Origin of the sequence: Arthrobacter sp. YD4 (assembly GCF_030410515.1) — a bacterium.
GTDB lineage: Bacteria > Actinomycetota > Actinomycetes > Actinomycetales > Micrococcaceae > Arthrobacter.
In genome coordinates, this window is the sequence record NZ_JAUHHD010000002.1 from 316,361 (window position 1) to 338,067 (window position 21,707).

The 21,707-nt window shown below is 70.4% G+C and carries 25 protein-coding genes; 15 read left to right on the top strand and 10 right to left on the bottom strand.

The annotated features are described in order from the left end of the window. Positions 1-19: 19 nt before the first annotated feature. Positions 20-682, bottom strand: a complete 663-nt coding sequence (locus QWJ39_RS05820; protein ID WP_290256780.1) for a TrmH family RNA methyltransferase — start codon at positions 680-682, stop codon at positions 20-22. A gap of 52 nt (positions 683-734) precedes the next feature. Here QWJ39_RS05820 and QWJ39_RS05825 point away from each other — a divergent pair, with 52 nt between their 5' ends. Continuing rightward, on the top strand, positions 735-1,598 hold the full coding sequence (locus QWJ39_RS05825; RefSeq protein WP_290256781.1) for an HAD-IIA family hydrolase: 864 nt from the start codon (positions 735-737) through the stop codon (positions 1,596-1,598). A gap of 4 nt (positions 1,599-1,602) precedes the next feature. On the opposite strand, the gene QWJ39_RS05830 is transcribed toward QWJ39_RS05825, so the two are convergent. The 4 genes from QWJ39_RS05830 to pyrE form a co-directional block, all read right to left on the bottom strand. After that, entirely contained in the window at positions 1,603-2,640 is a 1,038-nt protein-coding gene (locus tag QWJ39_RS05830; protein ID WP_290256782.1) for a thioesterase domain-containing protein, read from the bottom strand. Positions 2,641-2,727: 87 nt separating this feature from the next. Next, on the bottom strand, positions 2,728-3,270 hold the full coding sequence (locus tag QWJ39_RS05835; RefSeq protein WP_290256783.1) for a hypothetical protein: 543 nt from the start codon (positions 3,268-3,270) through the stop codon (positions 2,728-2,730). An 84-nt stretch (positions 3,271-3,354) separates the two neighbouring features. Beyond that, the gene (locus QWJ39_RS05840; RefSeq protein ID WP_290256784.1) at positions 3,355-4,128 is read right to left on the bottom strand and encodes a GAF and ANTAR domain-containing protein; all 774 of its coding nucleotides are present in this window, start codon (positions 4,126-4,128) and stop codon (positions 3,355-3,357) included. 107 nt (positions 4,129-4,235) lie between these two features. Then, the gene (gene pyrE, locus QWJ39_RS05845; RefSeq protein ID WP_290256785.1) at positions 4,236-4,820 is read right to left on the bottom strand and encodes an orotate phosphoribosyltransferase; all 585 of its coding nucleotides are present in this window, start codon (positions 4,818-4,820) and stop codon (positions 4,236-4,238) included. A 178-nt stretch (positions 4,821-4,998) separates the two neighbouring features. Between pyrE and acsA the strand changes: the two genes are divergently transcribed. The 9 genes from acsA (at position 4,999) to QWJ39_RS05890 (ending at position 12,629) form a co-directional block, all read left to right on the top strand. Continuing rightward, positions 4,999-6,822, top strand: coding sequence for an acetate--CoA ligase (gene acsA, locus QWJ39_RS05850; RefSeq protein WP_290256786.1), 1,824 nt, complete (start codon positions 4,999-5,001; stop codon positions 6,820-6,822). Then, positions 6,819-7,817 carry a pyruvate dehydrogenase (acetyl-transferring) E1 component subunit alpha gene (gene pdhA, locus QWJ39_RS05855; protein ID WP_290256787.1) on the top strand — a complete coding sequence of 333 codons (999 nt, stop codon included), beginning with the start codon at positions 6,819-6,821 and terminating at the stop codon, positions 7,815-7,817. Before acsA ends, pdhA begins: the two co-directional genes overlap by 4 nt. Then, positions 7,814-8,794 (top strand): pyruvate dehydrogenase complex E1 component subunit beta, encoded by a 981-nt coding sequence (locus QWJ39_RS05860; protein ID WP_290256788.1) that lies wholly within the window; start codon positions 7,814-7,816, stop codon positions 8,792-8,794. Before pdhA ends, QWJ39_RS05860 begins: the two co-directional genes overlap by 4 nt. Positions 8,795-8,801: 7 nt before the next feature. Beyond that, a complete protein-coding gene (locus QWJ39_RS05865) occupies positions 8,802-10,229 on the top strand; it encodes a dihydrolipoamide acetyltransferase family protein (RefSeq protein ID WP_290256790.1) in 1,428 nt (475 codons plus the stop codon). Between the two features lie 23 nt (positions 10,230-10,252). After that, positions 10,253-10,495, top strand: coding sequence for a phosphopantetheine-binding protein (locus tag QWJ39_RS05870; RefSeq protein WP_290256791.1), 243 nt, complete (start codon positions 10,253-10,255; stop codon positions 10,493-10,495). 18 nt (positions 10,496-10,513) lie between these two features. Beyond that, complete coding sequence (locus tag QWJ39_RS05875) at positions 10,514-10,786, top strand: SHOCT domain-containing protein (protein ID WP_290256792.1); 273 nt, start codon at positions 10,514-10,516, stop codon at positions 10,784-10,786. Then, complete coding sequence (locus tag QWJ39_RS05880) at positions 10,783-11,364, top strand: sulfocyanin-like copper-binding protein (protein ID WP_290256793.1); 582 nt, start codon at positions 10,783-10,785, stop codon at positions 11,362-11,364. Before QWJ39_RS05875 ends, QWJ39_RS05880 begins: the two co-directional genes overlap by 4 nt. 68 nt (positions 11,365-11,432) lie before the next feature. Further along, entirely contained in the window at positions 11,433-11,873 is a 441-nt protein-coding gene (locus QWJ39_RS05885; protein WP_290256794.1) for a DUF6153 family protein, read from the top strand. A gap of 129 nt (positions 11,874-12,002) precedes the next feature. After that, entirely contained in the window at positions 12,003-12,629 is a 627-nt protein-coding gene (locus QWJ39_RS05890) for a DUF305 domain-containing protein (RefSeq protein ID WP_290256795.1), read from the top strand. 3 nt (positions 12,630-12,632) lie between these two features. On the opposite strand, the gene QWJ39_RS05895 is transcribed toward QWJ39_RS05890, so the two are convergent. Further along, positions 12,633-13,886 carry an FAD-dependent oxidoreductase gene (locus QWJ39_RS05895; protein ID WP_290256796.1) on the bottom strand — a complete coding sequence of 418 codons (1,254 nt, stop codon included), beginning with the start codon at positions 13,884-13,886 and terminating at the stop codon, positions 12,633-12,635. Positions 13,887-14,093: 207 nt separating this feature from the next. On the opposite strand from QWJ39_RS05895, the gene nadE reads away from it, so the two are divergent. Then, complete coding sequence (nadE, locus tag QWJ39_RS05900; RefSeq protein ID WP_290256797.1) at positions 14,094-14,915, top strand: ammonia-dependent NAD(+) synthetase; 822 nt, start codon at positions 14,094-14,096, stop codon at positions 14,913-14,915. A 7-nt stretch (positions 14,916-14,922) separates the two neighbouring features. Here nadE and QWJ39_RS05905 read toward each other — a convergent pair whose 3' ends face one another. Beyond that, positions 14,923-15,696 carry an IclR family transcriptional regulator gene (locus tag QWJ39_RS05905; protein WP_290256798.1) on the bottom strand — a complete coding sequence of 258 codons (774 nt, stop codon included), beginning with the start codon at positions 15,694-15,696 and terminating at the stop codon, positions 14,923-14,925. Positions 15,697-15,921: 225 nt separating this feature from the next. On the opposite strand from QWJ39_RS05905, the gene QWJ39_RS05910 reads away from it, so the two are divergent. From QWJ39_RS05910 to QWJ39_RS05925, 4 genes are read left to right on the top strand one after another with little or no spacing between them, the layout of a single operon-like run. Then, the gene (locus QWJ39_RS05910) at positions 15,922-16,644 is read left to right on the top strand and encodes a CoA transferase subunit A (protein WP_290256799.1); all 723 of its coding nucleotides are present in this window, start codon (positions 15,922-15,924) and stop codon (positions 16,642-16,644) included. Positions 16,645-16,678: 34 nt separating this feature from the next. After that, the gene (locus QWJ39_RS05915; RefSeq protein WP_290256800.1) at positions 16,679-17,374 is read left to right on the top strand and encodes a CoA transferase subunit B; all 696 of its coding nucleotides are present in this window, start codon (positions 16,679-16,681) and stop codon (positions 17,372-17,374) included. Then, positions 17,371-18,555, top strand: a complete 1,185-nt coding sequence (locus QWJ39_RS05920; protein ID WP_290256801.1) for an acetyl-CoA acetyltransferase — start codon at positions 17,371-17,373, stop codon at positions 18,553-18,555. Before QWJ39_RS05915 ends, QWJ39_RS05920 begins: the two co-directional genes overlap by 4 nt. Beyond that, on the top strand, positions 18,542-18,790 hold the full coding sequence (locus tag QWJ39_RS05925; protein ID WP_290256802.1) for a hypothetical protein: 249 nt from the start codon (positions 18,542-18,544) through the stop codon (positions 18,788-18,790). The genes QWJ39_RS05920 and QWJ39_RS05925 overlap by 14 nt, the downstream gene beginning before the upstream one ends. Positions 18,791-18,942: 152 nt before the next feature. On the opposite strand, the gene QWJ39_RS05930 is transcribed toward QWJ39_RS05925, so the two are convergent. The 3 genes from QWJ39_RS05930 to QWJ39_RS05940 form a co-directional block, all read right to left on the bottom strand. Continuing rightward, on the bottom strand, positions 18,943-19,488 hold the full coding sequence (locus tag QWJ39_RS05930) for an NAD(P)H-dependent oxidoreductase (RefSeq protein WP_290256803.1): 546 nt from the start codon (positions 19,486-19,488) through the stop codon (positions 18,943-18,945). Between the two features lie 92 nt (positions 19,489-19,580). Further along, positions 19,581-20,441 carry a 3-hydroxyacyl-CoA dehydrogenase family protein gene (locus tag QWJ39_RS05935; protein ID WP_290256804.1) on the bottom strand — a complete coding sequence of 287 codons (861 nt, stop codon included), beginning with the start codon at positions 20,439-20,441 and terminating at the stop codon, positions 19,581-19,583. 11 nt (positions 20,442-20,452) lie between these two features. Then, positions 20,453-21,664: an MFS transporter gene (locus tag QWJ39_RS05940; RefSeq protein ID WP_290256805.1), complete on the bottom strand. Its 1,212-nt coding sequence runs from the start codon at positions 21,662-21,664 to the stop codon at positions 20,453-20,455. Positions 21,665-21,707: the final 43 nt, after the last annotated feature.

The window sequence follows — 21,707 nt, forward strand, 5'->3', positions numbered from 1 at the left end:
AACGGTCCTTACTGCCGGCCTAGCCGGGGAGCTGGTTGAAGACGTGCCGGCGGATCCAGGCGTGCATCGCGATCGCGGCGGCCGAGGCGGCGTTGATGGACCGGGTGGAGCCGAATTGCTCGATGGAGAGGGTGTCCACCGCGGCGGCGTGCACCTCGGGGGTCAGGCCGGGACCTTCCTGGCCGAACACCAGCACGCAGTCGCGCGGGAGTTCGTAGGTCTCCAGCGGCACCGAGTCCGGGAAGATGTCGATCCCGATGATCGCGAGGTTCTCCCCCTGCGCCCACGCCACGAAGTCCTCCACCGTGGGATGGTGGCGGACGTGCTGGTAACGGTCGGTGACCATGGCGCCGCGCCGGTTCCACCGCCGTCGTCCGATGATGTGCACCTCCTTGGCCAGGAAGGCGTTCGCCGTCCGGACCACGGTGCCGATGTTCATGTCGTGCTGCCAGTTTTCGATGGCGATGTGGAAGTTGTGGCGGCGCGAGTCCAGCTCTGCGACGATCGCCTCGTGCTTCCAGTACCGGTACTTGTCCAGGACGTTGCGGCGGTCCCCGTCGGCCAGCAGGTCCGGGTCCCAGTGGTCCCCCTCGGGCAGCGGCCCGCTCCAGGGCCCGACGCCGATCTCCGGTTCCTGCCCGGGTTCAGGCTCTGCTGCTGGCGTTACTTCTGGCTGGGTCACTCCTCAACATTAGACTGGGAGCAGTAGCGGAACACTATCGGCGGAGGGCACCATGGCGGAGCAGTCAGAGCACCACTCAGAGCAGCGGCAGGACGCGGACGAGACCCGTTCCACCGCGTCGGTGTACCGCAGCGGCCAGGACATCGAGTGCTGGCTGACGGACATGGACGGCGTGCTGGTGCATGAGAACCAGCCCATCCCCGGCGCGGCCGAACTGATCCAGCGCTGGGTGGACACCTCCCGGCGCTTCCTGGTGCTGACCAACAACTCGATCTTCACTCCGCGGGACCTCGCCGCCCGGCTGCGCAGCTCCGGCCTGGAGATCCCCGAGGAGAACATCTGGACCTCGGCGCTGGCCACGGCCCAGTTCCTTAAGGACCAGGTCCGCGGCTCCGACTCCGGCAACCGCGCCTACACGATCGGCGAGGCGGGCCTGACGACGGCGCTGCATGAGGCGGGCTTCATCCTCACCGACCAGGACCCGGACTTCGTGGTGCTCGGCGAGACCCGCACCTACTCCTTCGAGGCCATCACCATGGCCATCCGGCTGATCCTGGGCGGGGCACGGTTCATCGCCACCAACCCGGACGCCACCGGCCCCTCCAAGGACGGCCCCATGCCGGCCACCGGGGCGATCGCCGCCCTGATCACCAAGGCCACCGGCCGGGAACCCTACATTGTCGGCAAGCCGAACCCCATGATGTTCCGATCCGCGATGAACCAGATCGACGCCCACTCGGAGACCACGGCCATGATCGGGGACCGGATGGACACGGACATTATCGCCGGCATGGAGGCGGGCCTGCACACGGTGCTGGTGCTCAGCGGCATCACCCACAAGGACGACATCGCCGCCTACCCGTTCCGGCCCAACCAGATCCTGAACTCGGTGGCGGACCTCAAGAACCAGATTTAGGCCGCTAGAACGCCACCTTCCGGCCGCCGCCGGCCGGAAGGGGCAGGATCTGGTCCTGGAGCTGCTCGACCAGCTGCTTGTAGATCCCCGGGTTCCACTGGGGGCTGGCGTGGGCCGGCCGGGCGCCGTCGGTCTGCAGCGAGTCGGAGACCATGTTGCCCGCGAACCGCAGCATCCAGGAGTCCCGGGCCGTCTCGTAGCTGACGGTCCGGTCCGCCGGGTTGCCGATGAACGCCATCCTGGCGTCGCCGAGCTTGCCCACGTACCGGCCCGGATCGAAGTGGTAGATGTAGGCGGACTCGCTCTGGATCAGGACGCTGGACGGCGCGATCGGGGAAAGCTGCTCGAGTGTCTGGTCGACGATCTGGCCCCAGGTGCGCTCGTGTTTGTTGAGCACCCGTTCGCCGAGCTCGTAGCCGCCGCGCAGCACCGTGGGGAACCGGACGCCGCTCTCGTAGAGGAACACCACACCCTCGAACCAGCTCTGGTCCAGCACGTCGCTGCGGGTTGCGGGGCTGGAGTCCAGCAGGATGAAGGCCACCTTGACGCCGTGCAGTTCCAGCAGCCGGGCGGCCACCTGCACGGCGACCATCCCGCCGAAGCTGTGGCCGTAAAAGTAGAGGGTCTCCAGCTTGTGGGCGCGCACGTGCTCGATCACGGCGATCACGATCTTGTCGATCTCCAGGCCCACGTTGGAGTAGCCGACGGCGGCCAGCTGGCCGCGTTTGTTCATGGCGCCACGCAGGGAGTTCAGGATCCACTGGGCCTCCTCCCAGCTGGTCTTGAAGCCCGGGAAGAGGATCCAGCTGGCGCGCGGGTAGTAGCGTTCGGCGACGTCGTCGGGCACGGTCAGGATCTTGTTCACCCGGCGCTCGGCCTGGACGCGGCGGGTGAAGAGCATGTCCGCGGCCAGGAGTCCCGCGGTGCCGGCGCCGATCAGGAAGTTCCGCCGGGAGAACCGTTCCAGTTCGGCGGCGTGCCGGAGGAGCCGGGCATCCGCCTTCGCGGTTCCGCCCTCCGTCACTTCGGTCTCACGCGGCACACCACAACCGTAACCACTCCGGTGGCCACGGGAAAATGCGCCGATCTAGGGTGTAGGGGGCCGCCGGGTCCGGGGCGCCCGGACAGGTCAGAGGGTTTCGGTTTCGCGGTCGAATTCGCGGCGGGACATCTCGAACCGGATGTCCTCATAGTGGGCCAGCAGCTCGGAGGCGGCGCCGCGGGCGGGATCGTCGAGCTTGCTGAAGGCGTCGTCCGAGGCCGCCAGCAGTTCGGCATCCGAGTACCGGCCCAGCGGACGGATTTTGGCGGCATGGAAGTCGCCGGCGGCGAAGTCCAGGTCCTCGAAGACGCTGCCGGACGCGTCGGCTGAGCACTGCAGTTCCAGCGAGACCCCGGCGGAAAGGGGCGGCGCGCCGGAGAGGTCCAGCTGGCGGCTCTGGCCGTCGATGGCGTTGAGGTCGTGGCGCAGGCCGGCGAGGGCGGCAGATTCGACGAAGGGCGAGCGGGAGAGATCCACGCGGATGTGCCAGGTGAAACCGGAGCGGCGGATGCGCTGGATCAGCTGCAGGAGGGCCGGACGGGTTTCGCGGTTAAGGGTGCCAATAACATCGATCCGGACGATGTCGAGGCCGACGTCGAGCTTTACGTGAGCGTTCAGGGATTGGTCCATAGGTACTCCAAAGAAGGTATCTTTGGCCGACGGCTCAACCTCGCCCAGACTATCGGCCGAATACTAGCGGCACAAGTTCCCGGATCAGCCCGCGGCTTGCCGGCCCGGCTCCTGATAGTGGGTCCGGGTGCCGGAACCACCCACGGACTTCACCAGCGAGGTCGCCACCTCACGGAGTTTTATGTTCCCGTGGTTGGAGGCGTCCGTCAGGATCCGCACCGCGGTCTCCTGGTCGCAGCGGTTCTGGGCCATGACGATGCCGATGGCCATATCGATCACCGTGCGGGACTCCAGGGTGGCGCGCAGGTTGCTGGCGCTGTCCGCGTGCAGCGAGCAGCGCACGGCCATGCGCAGCGCCTGGCTGATCTGCCGGGTGTAGTGGCGGGCCTTGTCGGCCGCTTCGCCGTCGAACTTGCGCGGGACGTCGGAGTACAGGTTCAGCGCCGCCTGCGCCTCGCCCTGCAGGTGGAACGGGACGGAGAGCACCGAGCGCAGGCCGAATGAGGCCACGGCGTCCGCGTACTCCGGACCCCACCGCTCCTCGTCCAGCAGGTCGGGGACGTAGACCTCGCGTTCCTCCTGCGCCGCCGTCAGGCAGGGACCCTGCGCCAGCCGGTACTGGATCTCGTCGATCGCCCGGGCGTCGTCGCTGCTCCAGCCGATCGTGGCGGCCTTCCGGTCGCGCAGCAGGGTGATTCCGCAGAGCGCGTCCTCGCCGTCGCCGGCCACCTGGTGTGCGGAGAACCGCGCCAGGTCGTTCAGGAACTCCTCGAAGTCGCTGCTGTCGAGGATGAGGTCCTGGACCTGGTCCACCAGCGTTCCAGGGTCGGTTTCGGTGTGGTCATGGGATGGGAGCATGGGCGGTGTTCTCCGGCTGCAGGCGCCGGGATGCCGGCGCGGGTGTTGAGGAAATGATAAGTCGGGCCCCAAACCCGGTCCAGAGGATTCCGCTGCAGGGAAAACCCTTAGTCCAGGCCCAGTTCGTCCTTGCCGAAGGCAAACAGGTAGGGCACGCCGGCCTCGGCCTCGATCTTTTCCTTGGCACCGGTGGCCCGGTCCACGATCACGGCGACGGCCACCACGTTGCCGCCGGCCTTCCGCACACCCTCGACCGCGGTCAGCGCGGAGCCGCCGGTGGTGGAGGTGTCCTCCAGGACCAGGACATTGCGGCCCTCCACGGAGGGGCCTTCCACCTGGCGGCCCATGCCGTAGGACTTCTGCGCCTTGCGGACCACGAACGCGTCCACCGGGCGGCCGGCGTCGACGGCGGCGTGCATCACCGCGGTGCCCACAGGGTCGGCGCCCATGGTCAGGCCGCCGGCGCACTCGAAGTCGATGCCGGCGTCGTCGAGCAGGTCCAGCATGACCTGGCCCACCAGGCGGGAGGCCTCGTGGTGCAGGGTGATGCGGCGCAGGTCGATGTAGTAGTCGGCCTCGGCGCCGCTGGAGAGGATGACCTTGCCGCGGACGACGGCGAGTTCCTTGATCAGTTCCAGGAGGCGGGCGCGGGCGGCGGCGGCGTCGGCCGCGGTGTCAGTGGAGGCTGTCATGGCACCCAGTTTAGTGGCAGTACCGGCGCGGACGTGCCGCCCCGACCGGCCCCACGCGGGGCCGCTTGGCCCCCGCGTTGTCTCCGCCCGGCCGCCGCATTGTCCGCTCCCGGCCCCCGCTCTGGCGCCGGGACTAACGGCTCTTGGCACCGGCGGGGCGCGGGCGTCCGATGTAACCATGACGGCAGGAACCGCGCCCTCGCTCCGCTGGCCGGCCATCGGGAAAGATCCCGGCAGCTTCCGGGTCCGCCCCCATCTGGCCGATTACGATGCCGCCCGCGCCGCGTTCAGCTGGGACGAGGCCCGGCGGCAGCTCTCGGGGCTGCCGGGCGGCCGGGGCCTGAACATCGCGTACGAGGCGGTGGACCGGCACGTGGCGGCCGGGCTCGGCGGCCGGGAGGCGCTGCGGTTCATCCGGGCCGACGGCGGCGCCCACGCGCTGACCTACGCGGACCTGGCCGAGCGGAGCAACCGGTTCGCCGCGGCGCTGCGCGGTCTCGGCGTCGGCCGCGGCGAGCGCGTCTTCTCACTTCTGGGCCGCAGCCCCGCCCTCTATACCGCCATGCTGGGCACGTTCAAGAACGCCAGCGTCTTCTGCCCCCTGTTCTCCGCGTTCGGCCCCGAGCCGGTGCGGCAACGCCTGCAGCTGGGCGGCGCCCGCGCCCTGGTCACCACCCGGGCGCTGTACCGGCGGAAGATCGCCCCGCAGCGGGACGCCCTGCCGGAGCTGCGGCACGTCCTACTCGCTGACGCGGACGGCCACCCGGAACCGGGCACGCTGGACCTGGCCGCGCTGCTGGCGGAGGCGCCCGCGGACGAGGAGATCGCCGCGACGCAGCCGGAGGACATGGCGCTGCTGCACTTCACCTCCGGGACCACCGGGACGCCCAAGGGTGCCATCCACGTCCACGACGCCGTTACCGCCCACCACGCCACCGGCACCTTCGCACTGGACCTGCACCCGGAGGACATCTACTGGTGCACCGCGGACCCGGGCTGGGTCACCGGCACCTCCTACGGCGTCCTCGCCCCGCTCAGCCACGGCGTGACGAGCATTGTGGACGAGGAGGAAATGGACGCGGACCGCTGGTACCGGATCCTCGCCGGCGAGCGCGTCTCGGTCTGGTACACGGCGCCCACGGCCCTGCGGATGCTGATGAAGGCCGGGGCGGAGCGCGCCGCCGGCCATGACCTGTCCGCGCTGCGGTTCGTCGCCAGCGTGGGCGAGCCGCTGAACCCGGAGGTGGTCCTCTTGGGCCGGGAAGCCTTCGGCCAGCCCGTGCACGACAACTGGTGGCAGACCGAGACCGGCGGGATCATGATCGCCAACTTCGCCGCGACGGAGATCCGGCCCGGGTCGATGGGGCGGCCGCTGCCGGGAATCGAGGCGGCCCTGGTGGTCCGGGACGAGGCGGACAAGCCGGTGGTCCGGGACGGGGCCGCGGTGCTGGTCACGGACCCGGACACCATGGGTGAACTGGCGCTGCGGCCGGGCTGGCCCTCGATGTTCCGCGGCTACCTGAACGAGGAGGAGCGCTACCGGAAGTGCTTCGCCGGCGGCTGGTACCTAACCGGCGACCTGGCCCGGCGCGACGCCGACGGCTACTACTGGTTCGTGGGCCGCGGCGACGACGTGATCAAGTCCTCCGGGCACCTGATCGGCCCCTTCGAGGTGGAGAGCTCGCTGATGGAGCACGACGCCGTCGCCGAGGCGGGAGTGATCGGCGTCCCGGACCCGGTGGCCGGGGAGGTGGTGAAGGCGTTCGTGGAGCTTCGCCCCGGCGTCGAACCCTCCGAGGAGCTGCGGCTGGACATCATCGCCTTCGCCCGGAAGCGGCTGGGCCCGGCCGTGGCGCCGCGGCTGCTGGGCTTCACCACGGCGCTGCCGAAGACCCGCAGCGGCAAGATCCTCCGCCGGCTGCTGAAGGCCCGCGAGCTGGGCCTTCCGGAGGGCGACACCTCCACCATCGAGTCCGGCCCGGCGTTCGGGGACCCGGCGTGAGCGGCCCGGACGCCGTGGACCTGCTGCGGCAGATGCTCCGGGTGCGCCGGCTCGAGGAGAAATGCGTCGAGCTCTACAGTGCCGCCAAGATCCGCGGGTTCCTGCACGTCTACATCGGCGAGGAGGCGGTGGCCGCCGGGGTGCTGTCCGCGCTGGGCCCGGAGGAAGCCGTCGTCGCCACCTACCGCGAGCACGGCCATGCCCTCCTGCGCGGGGTGTCCGCCGGCGCCATCCTGGCCGAGATGTACGGCAACGTCGAGGGCTGCTGCCGGGGCCGGGGCGGGTCCATGCACCTGTTCGACGCCGCCACCCGCTTCTACGGCGGCAACGCGATCGTGGCCGGCGGACTGCCGCTCGCGGTGGGCCTGGCGCTCGCGGACAAGCTGGCCGGCCGGCCCCGCGTCACCGCCTGCTTCTTCGGCGAGGGCGCCGTCGCGGAGGGCGAATTCCACGAAAGCATGAACCTCGCCGCGCTCTGGCAGCTGCCGGTGCTGTTCTGCTGCGAGAACAACCTCTATGCGATGGGCACCGCGCTGGGCCGCTCCGAGTCGCAGACGGACATCGCACTCAAGGCCGCCGGCTACGAGATGGCCGCCTGGGCGGTGGACGGGATGGACGTGCTGGCGGTGGAGGACACCGCCCGCCGCGCGGTGGACGCGGTCCGGGCCGGCGGCGGGCCGCACTTCCTGGAGCTGCGCACCTACCGGTTCCGGGCCCACTCGATGTTCGACCCGGAACGCTACCGGGACAAGGCCGAGGTGGCGCGGTGGCAGGAGCGGGACCCGATCACACTGTTGCGCACATCCCTGGCGGGTTCCGGCGATCTTTCCGACGCGGATTGGGAGCAGCTCCAGGCCGACGCCGACGCCGAGATCGCAGCCGGCGTCGCGTTCGCGGAGGCCGGGGCCCCCGAACCGGTCGCGGACCTGGAACGGTTTGTCTACAGCGAGGCCGGCGCTTCCGGGAGTTCCGGCGCCGCCGGGAGCCGGCCATGAAGTCCAGCTACCGGGAGGCCCTCCGCGCCGGACTCCGGGACGCGCTGCAGCGCGATGACCGGGTGTTCCTGATGGGTGAGGACGTGGGCGCGTACGGCGGTTCGTTCGCCGTCAGCCTGGGCCTGCTGGAGGAGTTCGGGCCGGAGCGCATCCGGGACACCCCGCTCTCCGAGTCCGGCTTCGTGGGCGCCGGAATCGGGGCGGCCCTCGGCGGGATGCGGCCCATCGTCGAGATCATGACGGTCAACTTCAGCCTGCTGGCCCTGGACCAGCTGATGAACAATGCCGCCTCGCTGCTGCACATGTCCGGCGGGCAGTTCCACGTCCCGCTGGTGGTCCGGATGACCACCGGGGCGGGCCGGCAGCTCGGCGCCCAGCACTCGCACAGCCTCGAGGGCTGGTACGCGCACATCCCGGGGCTGCGGATCCTCGCCCCCGCCACCTTGGAGGACGCCCGCGGAATGCTCTGGACCGCACTGCAGGACCCGGATCCGGTGCTGATCTTCGAACACGGCTCGCTCTACAACGTCCAGGGCGAGCTCGCCGAGGATGCCGGCGCCGTCGACATCACCACCGCCGCCGTCCGTCGGCCCGGCACGGACATCACACTCATCACCTACGGCGGGACGCTGCCGCTGACCCTGGAGGCCGCGGACCGGCTCGCCGGGGACGGGATCGACGCCGAGGTGCTGGACCTGCGCACCCTCCGCCCGCTGGACGAGGCCACCATCCTCGCCGCTGTGCGCCGGACCCGCCGCGCCGTCGTCGTCGATGAGGGTTGGCGCAGCGGCAGCATCTCCGCCGAGATCTGTGCCCGGCTTGGCGAGCAGCTTTTCTACGAGCTCGACGCACCGGTGGCCCGCGTGTGCAGCGCCGAGGTGCCCATCCCGTACTCCAAGCATCTGGAACTGGCGGCCCTCCCCTCGGCCGAGCGGGTGGTGGCGGCCGCGCACGGGGCGGTGGGGGCGCGTGGGTGACTTCCTGATGCCTTCCCTCGGGGCGGACATGGACCACGGAAAGATCGTCGAATGGCTGGTCAAGCCCGGGGACTACGTCCGCCGCGGCGACCTGGTGGCCGTGGTGGACACGGACAAGACCGTCATGGACATCGAGTCCTTCCAGGAGGGGGTGGTGGCGGAACTGCTGGTGGGGCTGAACCAGACCGTGCCGGTGGGAACACCCGTGGCCCGGATCACCCAGACCCCGGCCGAGGTCCCCGGGCCGACGCCGGAGGCTCCCCCGGCGTCCGTTGCCCGGCCGGTTGCCGCAGTCCCGCCGCCGGCCCCGGCACCGGTCGCGCCGCCGGTCCGGCACCTGGCCCACCGGCTCGGCGTGGACACGGACCGGATCCACGGGACCGGCCGCCTCGGCGCCATCACCCGGGCCGACGTCGAACACGCCGCAGCCTCCCGATCCGACTCGGCCCGACCTGCCGCCGGCCCGGTGCGGCGTGGCCGGGCGGAGCCTGACCGGGAGGAGTCCGGCCGCGTTCGCGCGGCGCCCCGCGCCCGCCGCCTCGCAGCGGAGCTCGGCGTCGACCTTTCCACGCTCGACGGGACCGGCCCGGACGGCGCCGTGACGGTGCGGGACGTGCAACGGGCCGCCGACACCCGGGAAGTCCCCGGCGCTCCACTGGCGGAGCCGCCCGCGGCGCCCGCCGCTCCCGAACAAGGCGGACAGCGACAAACCGTGGCGGAGCCGCCCGCCCAGGCACAACAGGCCGGCACCGAAACCCCGGCGACGGACCGGACCGCGGCGCTCCGGCGGGCGATCGGTTCGCTGATGTCCCGCTCCAAGCAGACCATCCCGCACTACTACCTCAGTGCCACGCTGGACCTGCGCGCGGCCATGGACTGGATGCAACACGTCAACGCGCAACGGCCCGTGGCGGCCCGGCTGGTCCCCTCAGCCTTGCTGCTCAAGGCCGCCGCGCTCGCCGCCCGGGACGTACCGGAGGTCAACGGCTTCTATGTCGACGACGAATTCCGGCCCAGCCCCGCGGTTCACCTGGGCGTGGCGGTGGCCCTGCGGCAGGGCGGCCTGGTGGCGCCGGCCCTGCACGACGCGGACACCCTCACCCTGGACGAACTGATGGCCCAGCTGCGCGACCTGGTGGGCAGGGCCCGGGCCGGGCGGCTGCAGCGGGCCGAAATGGCGGACCCCACGCTCACCGTGACCAACCTGGGCGACCTCGGCGTCGACTGCGTCTTCGGCGTGATCTACCCGCCGCAGGTGGCCTTGCTGGGCCTCGGCCGGGTGCAGGAACAGCCGTGGGCGGAGAACGGGATGCTGGGGGTGCGGTACGCGGTGACCGCCACCCTCTCGGCCGACCACAGGGTCAGCGACGGCCTTCGCGGCGGCCGCTACCTGGCCCGGATCGGGGAACTGCTGCAAACGCCCGAAGAGCTTTGACCACGAGCGGGAACGGAGAGGCCATGAACGAACAGGACGCCCGGGAGGCGGTCCGTGCGGCGCTGCGGAAGGTGGCGCCCGAGGTCGAACTGGACGACGTCGACGGCGGCGCACGGCTGCGCCAGGACCTGGAGCTGGACTCGCTGGACTTCCTCCGGCTGGTGGAAGTGATCGACACGGACACCGGGGTGGACATCCCCGAGCGCGACTACCCGGCCGTCGCCACGGTGGACGGACTGGTCGGCTACCTCGGCAGCCACGGGTAGCGATAGAGAGGCACTGTCATGATGAATGGTTGGTACGGAAACGGGTGGGGCCTCGGCGGCTGGATCGTCATGGCCTTGCTGATGCTGATTTTCTGGGGCGGCGTGATCACGGTGGTGGTGCTCCTCCTGCGGCGGCCCCACCACCCCGGCCACGGCTTCCCGGAGCGCGGCTTCCCGGAACAGCCCGCGCACGATGACGCCGAGCGGATCCTCAACGAGCGCTTCGCCCGAGGGGAAATCGACGAGCAGGAACTCACCGCGCGGCGGGCGGCCCTGAGGCGCCGGGAGTGAGCGGGCTCTCCCGGCGGGGCGAGAACCTTGTGGCGGGCGCCGCCGTCGTCGTCTTGACCGTGCTGAGCCTCTTGGCCGTCGGACTCCTGGGCACCCCGGCCGGCCCCGGTCCCGGCGGCGGCCCCGGCGGGCGGCCCGCGGCCGGGTGCACCGTCCCGGCCCTGACCGGAACCCAGATCAACGTCACGCTGACGAACATGGGCGGACCGGTCATGCGCCCGCGGAACGGCATGATGGGCGGGGCGATGCGGCTGCGGGCGGACCGCGGCACCGTCACCCACGGCACGGTCTCCTTCCTGGTGACCAACGCCGGGAACATCAGCCACGAGATGGTGATCCTCCCCCTGCCCGACAACCAGGTCCCCGGAACCCGTCCGGTCGGGCCGGACGGCACCATCGACGAAAGCGGCAGCCTCGGGGAGGTCTCCGCCAGCTGCTCCGAAGGCTCCGGTGACGGAATCCTGCCCGGCACCTCGGGCTGGGTGACCCTCACTCTGCCGCCGGGCCGGTATGAGCTGGCCTGTAACCTCCCCGGCCATTACGAGGCCGGCATGTACACCCAGCTCACCGTCACCTGAGCCCGGCCCCGGATAGCCGCCTCCGGTGGAAAAGGTAGCCTTGGATCAAGCAGCTTCCACCAGGAGGGATGATCGCCGTGACCGGACAGGCCGCCAGCATGATGGCCGTCCTGCACCGTGCCCGGATGGTCCTGCTGTCCGTGGCCCTCATGGTCGGCATCCTCGGAATGCACGTCATGTCGCTCGCACCGATGGACGGGCACGGCACCCCGGCGGAGGCCTCCGCCGCCGTCCACAGCGCCGCAATGCCCGACCACAATCACGGTGGCCAGCAGCAGCCGGGGACTGCGCCCGACGACCATTGCACCGGCCCGCACGGCGGCACCGGCATGCACACCATGGATTCCTCCTGCACTCCTGCCGCGGCGTCGGCGTCTTTCGCGGCCCCGCCGCCGGGCACCGGTGTCGCCGTCGCCACCCCGCCGTTCGGCGTCTTCGTGGCGTCCCCGCGCTGGTCCTATCGTCCCGGGAGCCCATCCCCCGGGGACCTTTGCATCAGCCGGACGTAAAAGGAAAGGCCGCGCCGTGAAGTTTCCGGCGCCCGCCCCGCCGGCCGCCCGTAGGGCCTGGCCGGCGCGTCAACGACGCGTACCTCTTCCGCGGGCGCCCGAGCGCCCGAAACGATCCGAAGGACCCCGATGAAAACCCAGAAGTACCTTGCCCTGTCCGCCACCGCCGTCACTGTCGCCCTTGCCCTCGCCGGCTGCGCCTCCGGCTCCAGTACAGGCTCCGCCCCGATGAATTCCATGAACGGCATGGATCACGGAAGTATGTCCGGCAGCGCACCCGCCAGCACCGCGCCCGCCGCCGCGGACCACAATGCTGCGGACACGATGTTTACCCAAGGCATGATCCCCCACCACCAGCAGGCCGTGGAGATGAGCGACCTGATGCTGGGCAAGAGCGGCATCCCCGCGCCGGTCAAGGACCTCGCCACCAGGATCAAGGCCGCTCAGGGCCCGGAGATCGCCACCATGACCGGCTGGCTCAAGGGTTGGAACGAGTCCGCCACCATGGCGCCCGGCCACACCATGGAGGGCATGATGGGCGACGACGACCTGAACGGCTTGAAGGCCGCCCAGGGCACCGAGGCGGCCAAGCTGTTCCTAACCCAGATGATCGCCCACCACCAGGGCGCCGTCACGATGGCCAAGACCGAGATCGCTCAGGGGAAGAACGCCGACGCGGTGGCGCTGGCGAAGAGCATCGTCACCGCCCAGGAGGGCGAGATCAAGGAGATGCAGGGGCTGTTGCCGAGCCTCTAGGCGCTAGGCATGGGCCTGCGGGCTTGCCCCGGCGCGGCGCGCGAACGCCGGGGCATGCTCGGGCAGCGGCCCGAAGCCGATCAGCCGTGGCATCAGGCCGCGGATGGCCGGGAGCCGGCGGGCCAGCAGGATCACGATGCCCGGGATCCGGGTCCGCTTCCCGGCCATCACCGGCCCAAAAATCGCCCGGTGCATCAGGCGTTGCGCGGTCTGCACGATCACGGTGGGCGGGCGGCGCCGCCGTTCCACCTTCTCCAGGTCCTCGGCACTGACGGTTCCCCGCAGCAGGGCGGGGGCCAGCAGCTTCGCGGCGGCGACGGCGTCCTGGATGGCGAGATTGATGCCGACGCCGCCCGCCGGGGACATCGCGTGGGCCGCATCGCCGATGCAGAGGAGGCCGTTCAGGTGCCAGGACCGCAGCCGGTCCAGCCGGACGTCCAGCCAGTGCAGGTCATCGAGGGAGCCGATGGCATCCACGCGGTCGGCGAGGTCGGGCCGCAGCGCCGCGATCCGCCGTCGGAAGCCCTCCACCCCCTCGGCCCGGATCCGCGCGTCCGCTCCCTTGGGGGCCAGGTACGCGATCTGGTAGTAATCGGTGCGGTTGAGGGCGATCAGGGCCTCGCCCGGGCCGAGCGCCGGGATCAGTCCGGCCACCTCGCCGGCTTCCTCGGCGTGGCGCGGAAGCCTGAACCACCAGGTGTCGAACGGGACGGGAAACTCCGCCGGGGCGAGCCCGGCCGCAGCCCGGAGTGCCGAATGCCGGCCGTCGGTCGCCACCACCAGGTCCGCCCGCAGGTCCTCCTCGCCACCGTCCGGGCGGCGCAGGCGGATGCCGCGGACCCGGCCGCCGTCGCGGATCAGGCCGGTGGCGGAGTGGCTCATCAGCAGCGTGAAGCCCGGTTCCTCGGCCGCGGCGGCCGCCAGGAAGTTCAGGAAATCCCACTGCGGCATCATGGCGATGTAGTCATAGGGGGGCTTCAGCAGTCCGAAGTCGCCCAGGGTCACCGGCGGCCCGCCCGGTACCGGCAGGACCACGCTCCGCAGCTTGCTCTGTGGCAGCCGGCGGAACTCCTCGCCGAGTCCCAGCTCGTCGATCAGCCGGACCGTAGAGGGGTGGACGGTGTCGCCGCGGAAGTCGCGGAGGAAGTCGGCGTGTTTTTCCACCACCGTCACGCGCACGCCGGCCCGCGCCAGCAACAGGCCGAGCATGAGGCCGGCCGGACCGCCGCCCGCCACCACACATCCCGTGGACTCCATGGCCATACGCTACGCCGGTCCGGACCCGGGCGGCAGGGCCTTAGCGGGCGCATTTCCGCGCCGGTTCCGGACCGCCGCGGCGGAAACGGACCGGCGCGCCCCGGGTCCGCGGCGCCCCGGTCCGAAAGCGCCGCGGATACCGCCCCGGGAGCCCAGTTAGCCGGCAACAGTTGAGCCCGGGGGATGCCGCTGACTAGGCTGAGGGACATGCGTGAACTCCAGGCGAAGATCATCGAGGAAATGGGCGTGCAGCCCCGGATCGATCCGGCCGGGGAGGTGCGCAAACGCGTCACGTTCCTGAAGGAATACCTCAAGGCCAGCCACACCAAGGGCTTCGTCCTGGGCATCTCCGGCGGACTCGATTCCTCGCTGGCCGGCCGGCTGGCGCAACTGGCGGTCGAGGAGCTCGAGGCCGAGGGCACGGAGGCCGACTTCGTGGCGGTGCGGCTGCCTTACGGCGTCCAGCACGACGAGGAAGACGCCCAGGCCGCGCTCGACTTCATCAGGGCCAAGACCGAGTGGACCTTCAACATCTCGGCCGCCGTCGACGGCTTCGAGGACGAGTTCGAGAAGACCACCGGCGACGGCATCTCCGACTTCCACAAGGGCAACACCAAGGCCCGCACCCGCATGACAGCCCAGTACGCCCTGGCGGGCGAGCGCAACTACCTGGTGATCGGCACGGACCACGGCGCCGAATCCGTTACCGGGTTCTTCACCAAGTTCGGCGACGGCGGCGCGGACATCCTCCCGCTGTTCGGCCTGAACAAGCGCCAGAACCGGGCCCTGCTTGCCGAACTCGGCGCCCCGGCGCGGATCTGGGAGAAGGTGCCGACGGCGGACCTGCTCGACAACACGCCCGGCCGCACCGACGAGGACGAACTGGGCCTGAGCTACGACACGATCGATGACTACCTTGAGGGCCGCGACGTCCCCGAGGGGGCGGCAGAGGCGATCGAGAAGCGCTACCTGCAGACCCGGCACAAGCGGACCGTTCCCGTCTCCATCTTCGACACCTGGTGGAAGTAATAGCCCCCTAGGCGCTCTGCAGCTGCAGCGAGATCCGGTGCGCCTCGTCCAGCAGCAGGCGGCCCAGCTGTTCGCCCCGCTCGCCGCGGAAGCGCGGTTCGATCCCGGTCAGGGACAGCGCCCAGGCCGGGCGTCCCCGCCTGTCGAACACGGCCGCGCCCATCCCCCAGCTGCCCTCCAGGACCAGCCCGGGATTGACCGAGTAGCCCGTGGACCGGGTCAGCTCCAGGTTGGCCCGGACCCGGTCCTCCGTGTGCCCGGCGGCGAAGCTGCCCGCGTGGGCTTCCCAGTCGGACAGGATCTCCTCCTGCTCCTCGGGTGGCAGGAACGCCATGATGGCCGTCCCGGCGGAGGCCACCCCCAGGGGGAAGCGGACGCCCTCGTGCAGGACGAAGGAGCGCACCGGGAAACTGCCCTCCTCCCGGAGCAGGCAGACGGTCTCGGCACCGCGGCGGATGGAGAAGAAGGCGCTCTCTCCCGTCTCCTCGGCCAGCCGGCGCAGGCTGGGCCGGGCGATGTCCTCCAGCGGGAACCGGGCCGAGGCAACGGACCCAAGCAGCAGGACCTCCGGGCCCAGCACCCAGTGCCCGCTGACCGTGTCCTGGTCCAGCAGCCCCTCCGCGGCGAGCGAGCTCAGCAGCCGGTGCACGGTGGGCCGGGTCAGCCCGGACTCGCGGACCAGCTCGGCCAGCCCGGACCCCTCCGGCTTCCGCCCGACGATCCGCAGCAGCGCCGCCACCCGGCTGACCACCTGCGCACCCTGCACCGGAACCGCACTCATCCGAACCCTCCAACCGCTCAAAAGCATCCTAATCATCCACAATATGGACAGCTCACAGCCTACCGTCCACACTGTAGAAATCCACGGAATTCCGGGAATTTCCCGCGTTGACAGTGTTCCACACCACACCCTAAGCTCCTTCATCAGGTCAACAGTCCACAAAGTGGATGGCGGTTCCGGCCCCGCCGGCCCGCCAACAGCTCGAACGCTCAACGAGGAGATGCCATGTCCAAGCTCAGAACCAGCGCAGCCGCCGCCCTGCAGGATGTCCTGCGGGACGGCATGACGCTCGCCGTCGGCGGCTTCGGCCTCAGCGGCATCCCCGCGGACCTGATCGAGGCCGTACGGGACTCCGGCGTCAAGGACCTCACGGTCGTCTCCAACAACATGGGCGTGGACGGCAAGGGCCTGGGCCTGCTGATCGAGGCCGGCCAGGTCCGCAAGGTCATCGCCTCCTACGTGGGTGAGAACAAGCTCTTCGCCGAGCAGTACCTGGCCGGCAAGCTGGAGGTCGAATTCACGCCGCAGGGCACGCTCGCGGAGCGGATGCGCGCCGGCGGCGCAGGCATCCCCGCCTTCTACACCAAGACCGGCGTCGGCACCCTGGTGGCCGAAGGCAAGCCGCTCGCGGAGTTCGACGGCGAAACGTACGTCCAGGAGCGCGCCATCAAGGCCGACGTCGCCCTGGTCCACGCGCACACCGCGGACACCGACGGCAACCTGATCTACCGCTACACAGCGCAGAACTTCAACCCCGTCGTCGCCACCGCCGGCGCCGTGACCATCGCCGAGGCCGAGGTGATCGTCGAACCCGGCCAGCTGGACCCGAACCACATCGTCACCCCCGGCGTCTTCGTCCAGCGCCTGGTCCAGGCCACCGACCGGGTCAAGGACATCGAACAGCGCACCGTCCGGCCCCGCGCCGAAGCCGCCCCCGCCGCGGTCTGATCCGCCCCACCGACACTTTTCCAGGAGACTCACCATGGCTTGGACCCGCAACGACATGGCCGCCATCGCGGCCGAAGAACTCAACGACGGCGACTACGTCAACCTCGGCATCGGCATCCCCACGCTCGTGGCCAACAACCTGCGCGAAGGCGTGCGCGTAGTGCTGCAGAGCGAAAACGGCCTGCTCGGCATGGGCCCGTTCCCCTACGAGGGCGAAGAGGACGCGGACCTGATCAACGCCGGCAAGCAGACCGTCACGGTCCTGCCCGGCGGCAGCATCTTCGACTCCGCCACCTCCTTCGGCATGATCCGCGGCGGTCACGTCAAGGTCGCCATCCTCGGCGCCATGCAGGTCTCCGGCGCCGGCGACCTCGCCAACTGGACCATCCCCGGCAAGATGGTCAAGGGCATGGGCGGCGCCATGGACCTGGTGGCCGGCACACCGCGCGTCGTCGTCCTCACCGAACACAACGCCAAGGACGGCACCGCCAAAATCGTCAAGGAATGCACCCTGCCGCTGACCGGCCTGAGCTGCGTGGACCGCATCATCAGCGACCTGGCCGTCTTCGACCTGGTAAAGAACGAAGACACCGGTAGCCGCCGGCTCACGCTCACGCGCCTCGCCCCCGGCGTCACGGTCGAGGAGATCCGCGGGAAGACCGAGGCGGAGTTCGACGTCGATCCCGCCCTGGAAGAGACCACTGACGCGCTTGAGGAGGCCCGGGCATGAGCCTGAAGGACCAGTTCGGCAAGGACGTCCTGCTCACCGGGTGGGGCCACAGCCGCTTCGGCAAGCTGACCGAGGAGACCCTGGAGTCCCTGATCGTGCAGGTCGCCACTGAGGCGATCGGCAACGCCGGGATCGAGCCGGGCCAGATCGACGAGGTCTACCTGGGCCAGTTCAACTCCGGCATGATGCCGCTGGCGTTCCCGTCCTCGCTGGCTCTGCAGGTCTCCGAGCAGCTCGCCAACGTGCCCTCCACCCGGGTGGAAAACGCCTGCGCCTCCGGTTCGGCCGCCTTCCAGCAGGGCACCAAGTCGCTGCTGGCCGGCACCGCCAAGACCGTCCTGGTGATCGGCGCTGAGAAGATGACGCAGGCCGGGGCCGACGTCGTGGGCGCGGCCCTGCTGGGCGCCGACTACGACATGGCCGGCAAGCCCTCCACCACCGGCTTCACCGGGCTCTTCGCCGAGGTCGCCAAGCACTACGAGAAGCGCTATGGGGCTGTTTCCGACGCCCTGGGCACCATCGCGGCGAAGAACCACCGCAACGGCGTCGACAACCCCTACGCCCAGCTCCGCAAGGACCTCGGTGAGGAGTTCTGCCGGACCGTGTCGGATAAGAACCCGATGGTCGCCGATCCGCTGCGCCGCACCGACTGCTCCCCCGTCTCCGACGGCGCCGCCGCCGTCGTGCTCTCCGTCGCCCCCACGGGCGGGGCCACCGCCCCGGTCCGGCTGGCCGGTTTCGGGCAGGCGAACGACTTCTTCCCCGCCGAGCGCCGGGACCCGACGGCGTTCGCCGCGACCCGCGCCTCCTGGCAGCGGGCCCTCGGCATGGCCGGCGTCGGGTTGGAGGACCTGGACTTCGCCGAGGTGCACGACTGCTTCACCATCGCCGAGCTGCTGATGTACGAAGTGATGGGCCTGACCGAGCCCGGCCAGGGGGCCCGCGCGATCGAGGAAGGCTGGGTCTTCAAGGACGGCAAGTTCCCGGTCAACGTCTCCGGCGGCCTCAAGGCCAAGGGCCACCCGGTCGGCGCCACCGGCGTCTCCCAGCACGTCATCGCCGCGATGCAGCTCACCGGCACGGCCGGGGACATGCAGCTGGCGGCGCCGCGCCGGGCAGCGGTACAGAACATGGGCGGCGTCGGCATTGCGAACTATGTCAGCGTGCTTGAAGCCGTCTAAGCCGGCGCCCGCCGAACTGGTCTGGGCCACAAACTGGCTGGGCCTGCCGGCCGGGGCACCCGTGATGGTGCTCCGGCCCGGCGGCGTGCCGGTCCCCGCCACCGTGGAGCTCGCCACCCCGGACGGGAAGATCCTCTGGGTCCGCTACCAGTCCATGGGCGAGCGCACCATGCTGTTCAAGTCCGACGGCACCCAGATCTGGTGCGCGAACCCCGATGCCGCCTCCAACCATTGAGGCGGGAACCCCACAGGCTGGTGGTGGGGCACCGGACGATCACCCGGATCGTCAACCTATCGCAACGTTGCGGTGCCCCACCCCATTTATAGGTCTCCGGCCGGAGCCGTGACGGCCATCCCCGTGCAGTCCCACCGCCCGGCCTAGAAAGGTCAGTTGGCGGCGGCGGGGACGGCGGAGAGGAGCTCCCGGTAGCGGGCGGCATGGTCCGCCACGTCCTCCCGGGTCGCCCGCGGCGCCCCGTGCAGGACCAGCGGTTCGGCCATCTCCAGCCCGCAAAGATGTGCGGTGGCCTCCAGCGGACGAAGCAACTCCGCCATGGTGAAGCGGTTGTGCCCCGTCGGCGTGTACGCAGCCTCGGGGCCGCCGGTGGAGATGACCAGCTGCAGGCGCTTGCCGTGAAGGGCGTCCCCGCCGGCACCGTAGGCGAAGCCGTAGGTGAGGACCTGGTCCATCCACTCCTTCAGGACTCCGGGGACGGAGTACCAGTGCCAGGGGAACTGCAGGACGATGGTGTCGTGCCGGCGCAGGAGCTCCTGCTCCGCGGCGGCGTCGACGCGCCGGTCCGGATAAACGGAGGCGATCTCCCGGACGGTCACGCCGTCGAGGTCCCTGATCGCCGCGGCCAGCTGCGCGTTGATTCCGGATGTGGCCAGGTCGGGGTGGGCGACGACGACGAGGGTGCGGTGCGTGCTCATTGAGGGTGGGCACTTCTCTCAGTAGACAGGTCTGTCTGTTACGACATCGAAGGTACCAGACAGACCTGTCCGTTCACAATCGAACAGGCGGCTCAGACGTAGTCGCTGTAGAAGCCGCGCCCGGACTTGATTCCGAGCCAGCCCTTGCCGATGTATTCCTGCAGCAGCGGGGCGGACTTGTTCTCCCTGCCGGCCAGCTCGCAGTAGTGGTTCTCGATGTCGAGCACCACATCCAGGCCCACCTGGTCCATGAAGCGGAACGGTGCCGTGTCCGCCTTGAAGACGTCCACGAACAGGGCATCCACGTCCTCCGGCTCGGCCACGCCCTCGGCCACCACCAGCAGTGCCTCGCGCTTGATCGCGGCCCAGACCCGGTTGAAGATGAAGCCGGTGCTTTCCTTCCGGACCAGGTGCGGCGCCAGCACGTAAGCGGGCAGTTCGGTCATCAGCAGGTCCAGGACGGCCGGGTCGGTCCGGCCGCAGGACATCAGTTCCACCGAGCGGACGGCAGGCGGCATGTAGAAGTGCATGTTCAGGACCCGCTCCGGGCTGGCCACGCCGCCGATGAACTCCGAGGACGCGAACGACGACGAGTTGCTGGCCAGCAGGGCATCCGCCGGGGCCAGCCGGTCCAGGTCGGCGAAGATCCCGCGCTTGAGCTCGAGCTTTTCGGGCACCGCCTCGACCACCAGCCAGGCGTTGTCCAGGGCTGCGGCGAGATCGTCGCCGGAGGTGATCCGGCCGGCCGGCGCGGCGCCGTGCTCGGCCGCGACGGCGGGGCGCTCGGCCTCGATGAAGTCGACGGCGGCCCGGCCCACAGCCGGGCTGAGGTCGAAGATGCGCACGTCGGCGCCGCGCAGCGACAGCATCAGGGCCACGCGGCGGCCCAGGGTGCCGCCGCCGATGACGGTGATGGGCCGGACGGCGGTGTCGGCGGGGAGGGAAAAGGTCATGGCGTTTCCTTTCAGGATGCTGCCGGGGAACCGGCAGCGAGGGTGGGTCGGTGGGCGGGGTTTCTCCGGAGGGTGCGGAGCAGGGCCGGAATGGCGGCGAGCACCAGGGCAGCGCCGTAGATCAGTGTGGTCCCCTTCATGCCGGCCACGGCCACCAGCAGCCCGGCGGCCACGGCGGGGACGCTGAAGCCGAGATAGCAGATCAGGTAGATGCTGGAGAGCATGCCCACCCGCTCGTGTGGACCGCAGAGCGGCAGGGTCATCCGCATCGCGCCGAAGTACCCGCTGCCGAAGCCGACGCCGGCCACCACCGTTCCCGCGAAGTACAGCGGCGCGGATCCGAGCTGGACGGCCAGCACGGTCAGGGAGATGCCGGTGATCAGGGAGACGACGCCTGTCAGCAGCGTGGTCCGGTCCGAGCGGCGGCGGACCACCAGGATGGCCAGGGCGCCGGGAACGAAGAGGGCAAACAGGGCCAGGCCGCCCACCAGCACCGAGTTGTCCCGGGTAATGGCGTGCGCCAAGGCCGGGCCCAGCGAGAGGTAGAACCCGGCCAGGGCCCAGGTGGCCGCGGCCACCGGCATGGTGGCGGCCATGGTTTTCCGGGCGGAGCCGGGGATCCGGGCCTCGGGCATCAGGGACCGCAGCCAGCCCGGGGCCACCTGGCCGGCGCTCGGCAGCCGGAGCAGCGCCACACCGAGGACCAACAGGAGCGCGGCGAGGAAGAAGTAGACAGTCTTGGTCGGCTCGGGGAGGAACCTGACCACGGAGGCGGACCCGAGCGCGCCAATGGAGAGCCCGATCGGCGAGGCAGCGCTGTTGACCAGGGACCCGCGGCCGCGGCGCTTCGGGCCTTCGAACGCCAGCAGCGCGGCGCCCGCGGCACCCATCGCGGCGCCGGTCGCCACGCCCTGGAGTGCCCGGGCGGCCAGCAGCACCTCCGGTCCCGGAGCGAAGGCGAAGGTCATCATCGCGCCGATCTGCAGCGCCACTGCCCCCAGGAGCACCGGCCGGGTGCCGAGGTGATTGGCCAGCGAGCCGACCACCAGCAGGGTCAGCAGCACGGCCACCGCGTAGACGGCGAAGATCACCGTGACCGCCGCGGAGCCGAGGCCCCACTCTCGGGCGTAGAACTCGTACAACGGCGACGGCGCCGACGAGGCGCCGATGAAAACCGTCAAGAGCGCCGCGTGAAGCCAGAACGCGGTACCGGTGTTCTTCACAACTGATCCTGCCTACTCGAAACAACCAAACGCACAATCTGTG

Bases quoted from the DNA above. Each gene is read 5' to 3' on its own strand.
- QWJ39_RS05835 (WP_290256783.1), bottom strand. From the start codon at position 3,270: ATGGACCAATCCCTGAACGCTCACGTAAAGCTCGACGTCGGCCTCGAC.
- nadE (WP_290256797.1), top strand. From the start codon at position 14,094: ATGCGTGAACTCCAGGCGAAGATCATCGAGGAAATGGGCGTGCAGCCC.
- QWJ39_RS05875 (WP_290256792.1), top strand. From the start codon at position 10,514: ATGATGAATGGTTGGTACGGAAACGGGTGGGGCCTCGGCGGCTGGATC.
- pyrE (WP_290256785.1), bottom strand. From the start codon at position 4,820: ATGACAGCCTCCACTGACACCGCGGCCGACGCCGCCGCCGCCCGCGCC.
- QWJ39_RS05825 (WP_290256781.1), top strand. From the start codon at position 735: ATGGCGGAGCAGTCAGAGCACCACTCAGAGCAGCGGCAGGACGCGGAC.
- QWJ39_RS05890 (WP_290256795.1), top strand. From the start codon at position 12,003: ATGAAAACCCAGAAGTACCTTGCCCTGTCCGCCACCGCCGTCACTGTC.
- QWJ39_RS05930 (WP_290256803.1), bottom strand. From the start codon at position 19,488: ATGAGCACGCACCGCACCCTCGTCGTCGTCGCCCACCCCGACCTGGCC.
- QWJ39_RS05915 (WP_290256800.1), top strand. From the start codon at position 16,679: ATGGCTTGGACCCGCAACGACATGGCCGCCATCGCGGCCGAAGAACTC.
- QWJ39_RS05910 (WP_290256799.1), top strand. From the start codon at position 15,922: ATGTCCAAGCTCAGAACCAGCGCAGCCGCCGCCCTGCAGGATGTCCTG.
- QWJ39_RS05840 (WP_290256784.1), bottom strand. From the start codon at position 4,128: ATGCTCCCATCCCATGACCACACCGAAACCGACCCTGGAACGCTGGTG.
- acsA (WP_290256786.1), top strand. From the start codon at position 4,999: ATGACGGCAGGAACCGCGCCCTCGCTCCGCTGGCCGGCCATCGGGAAA.
- QWJ39_RS05870 (WP_290256791.1), top strand. From the start codon at position 10,253: ATGAACGAACAGGACGCCCGGGAGGCGGTCCGTGCGGCGCTGCGGAAG.
- QWJ39_RS05905 (WP_290256798.1), bottom strand. From the start codon at position 15,696: ATGAGTGCGGTTCCGGTGCAGGGTGCGCAGGTGGTCAGCCGGGTGGCG.
- QWJ39_RS05935 (WP_290256804.1), bottom strand. From the start codon at position 20,441: ATGACCTTTTCCCTCCCCGCCGACACCGCCGTCCGGCCCATCACCGTC.
- QWJ39_RS05860 (WP_290256788.1), top strand. From the start codon at position 7,814: ATGAAGTCCAGCTACCGGGAGGCCCTCCGCGCCGGACTCCGGGACGCG.
- QWJ39_RS05865 (WP_290256790.1), top strand. From the start codon at position 8,802: ATGCCTTCCCTCGGGGCGGACATGGACCACGGAAAGATCGTCGAATGG.
- QWJ39_RS05885 (WP_290256794.1), top strand. From the start codon at position 11,433: ATGATCGCCGTGACCGGACAGGCCGCCAGCATGATGGCCGTCCTGCAC.
- QWJ39_RS05895 (WP_290256796.1), bottom strand. From the start codon at position 13,886: ATGGAGTCCACGGGATGTGTGGTGGCGGGCGGCGGTCCGGCCGGCCTC.
- QWJ39_RS05920 (WP_290256801.1), top strand. From the start codon at position 17,371: ATGAGCCTGAAGGACCAGTTCGGCAAGGACGTCCTGCTCACCGGGTGG.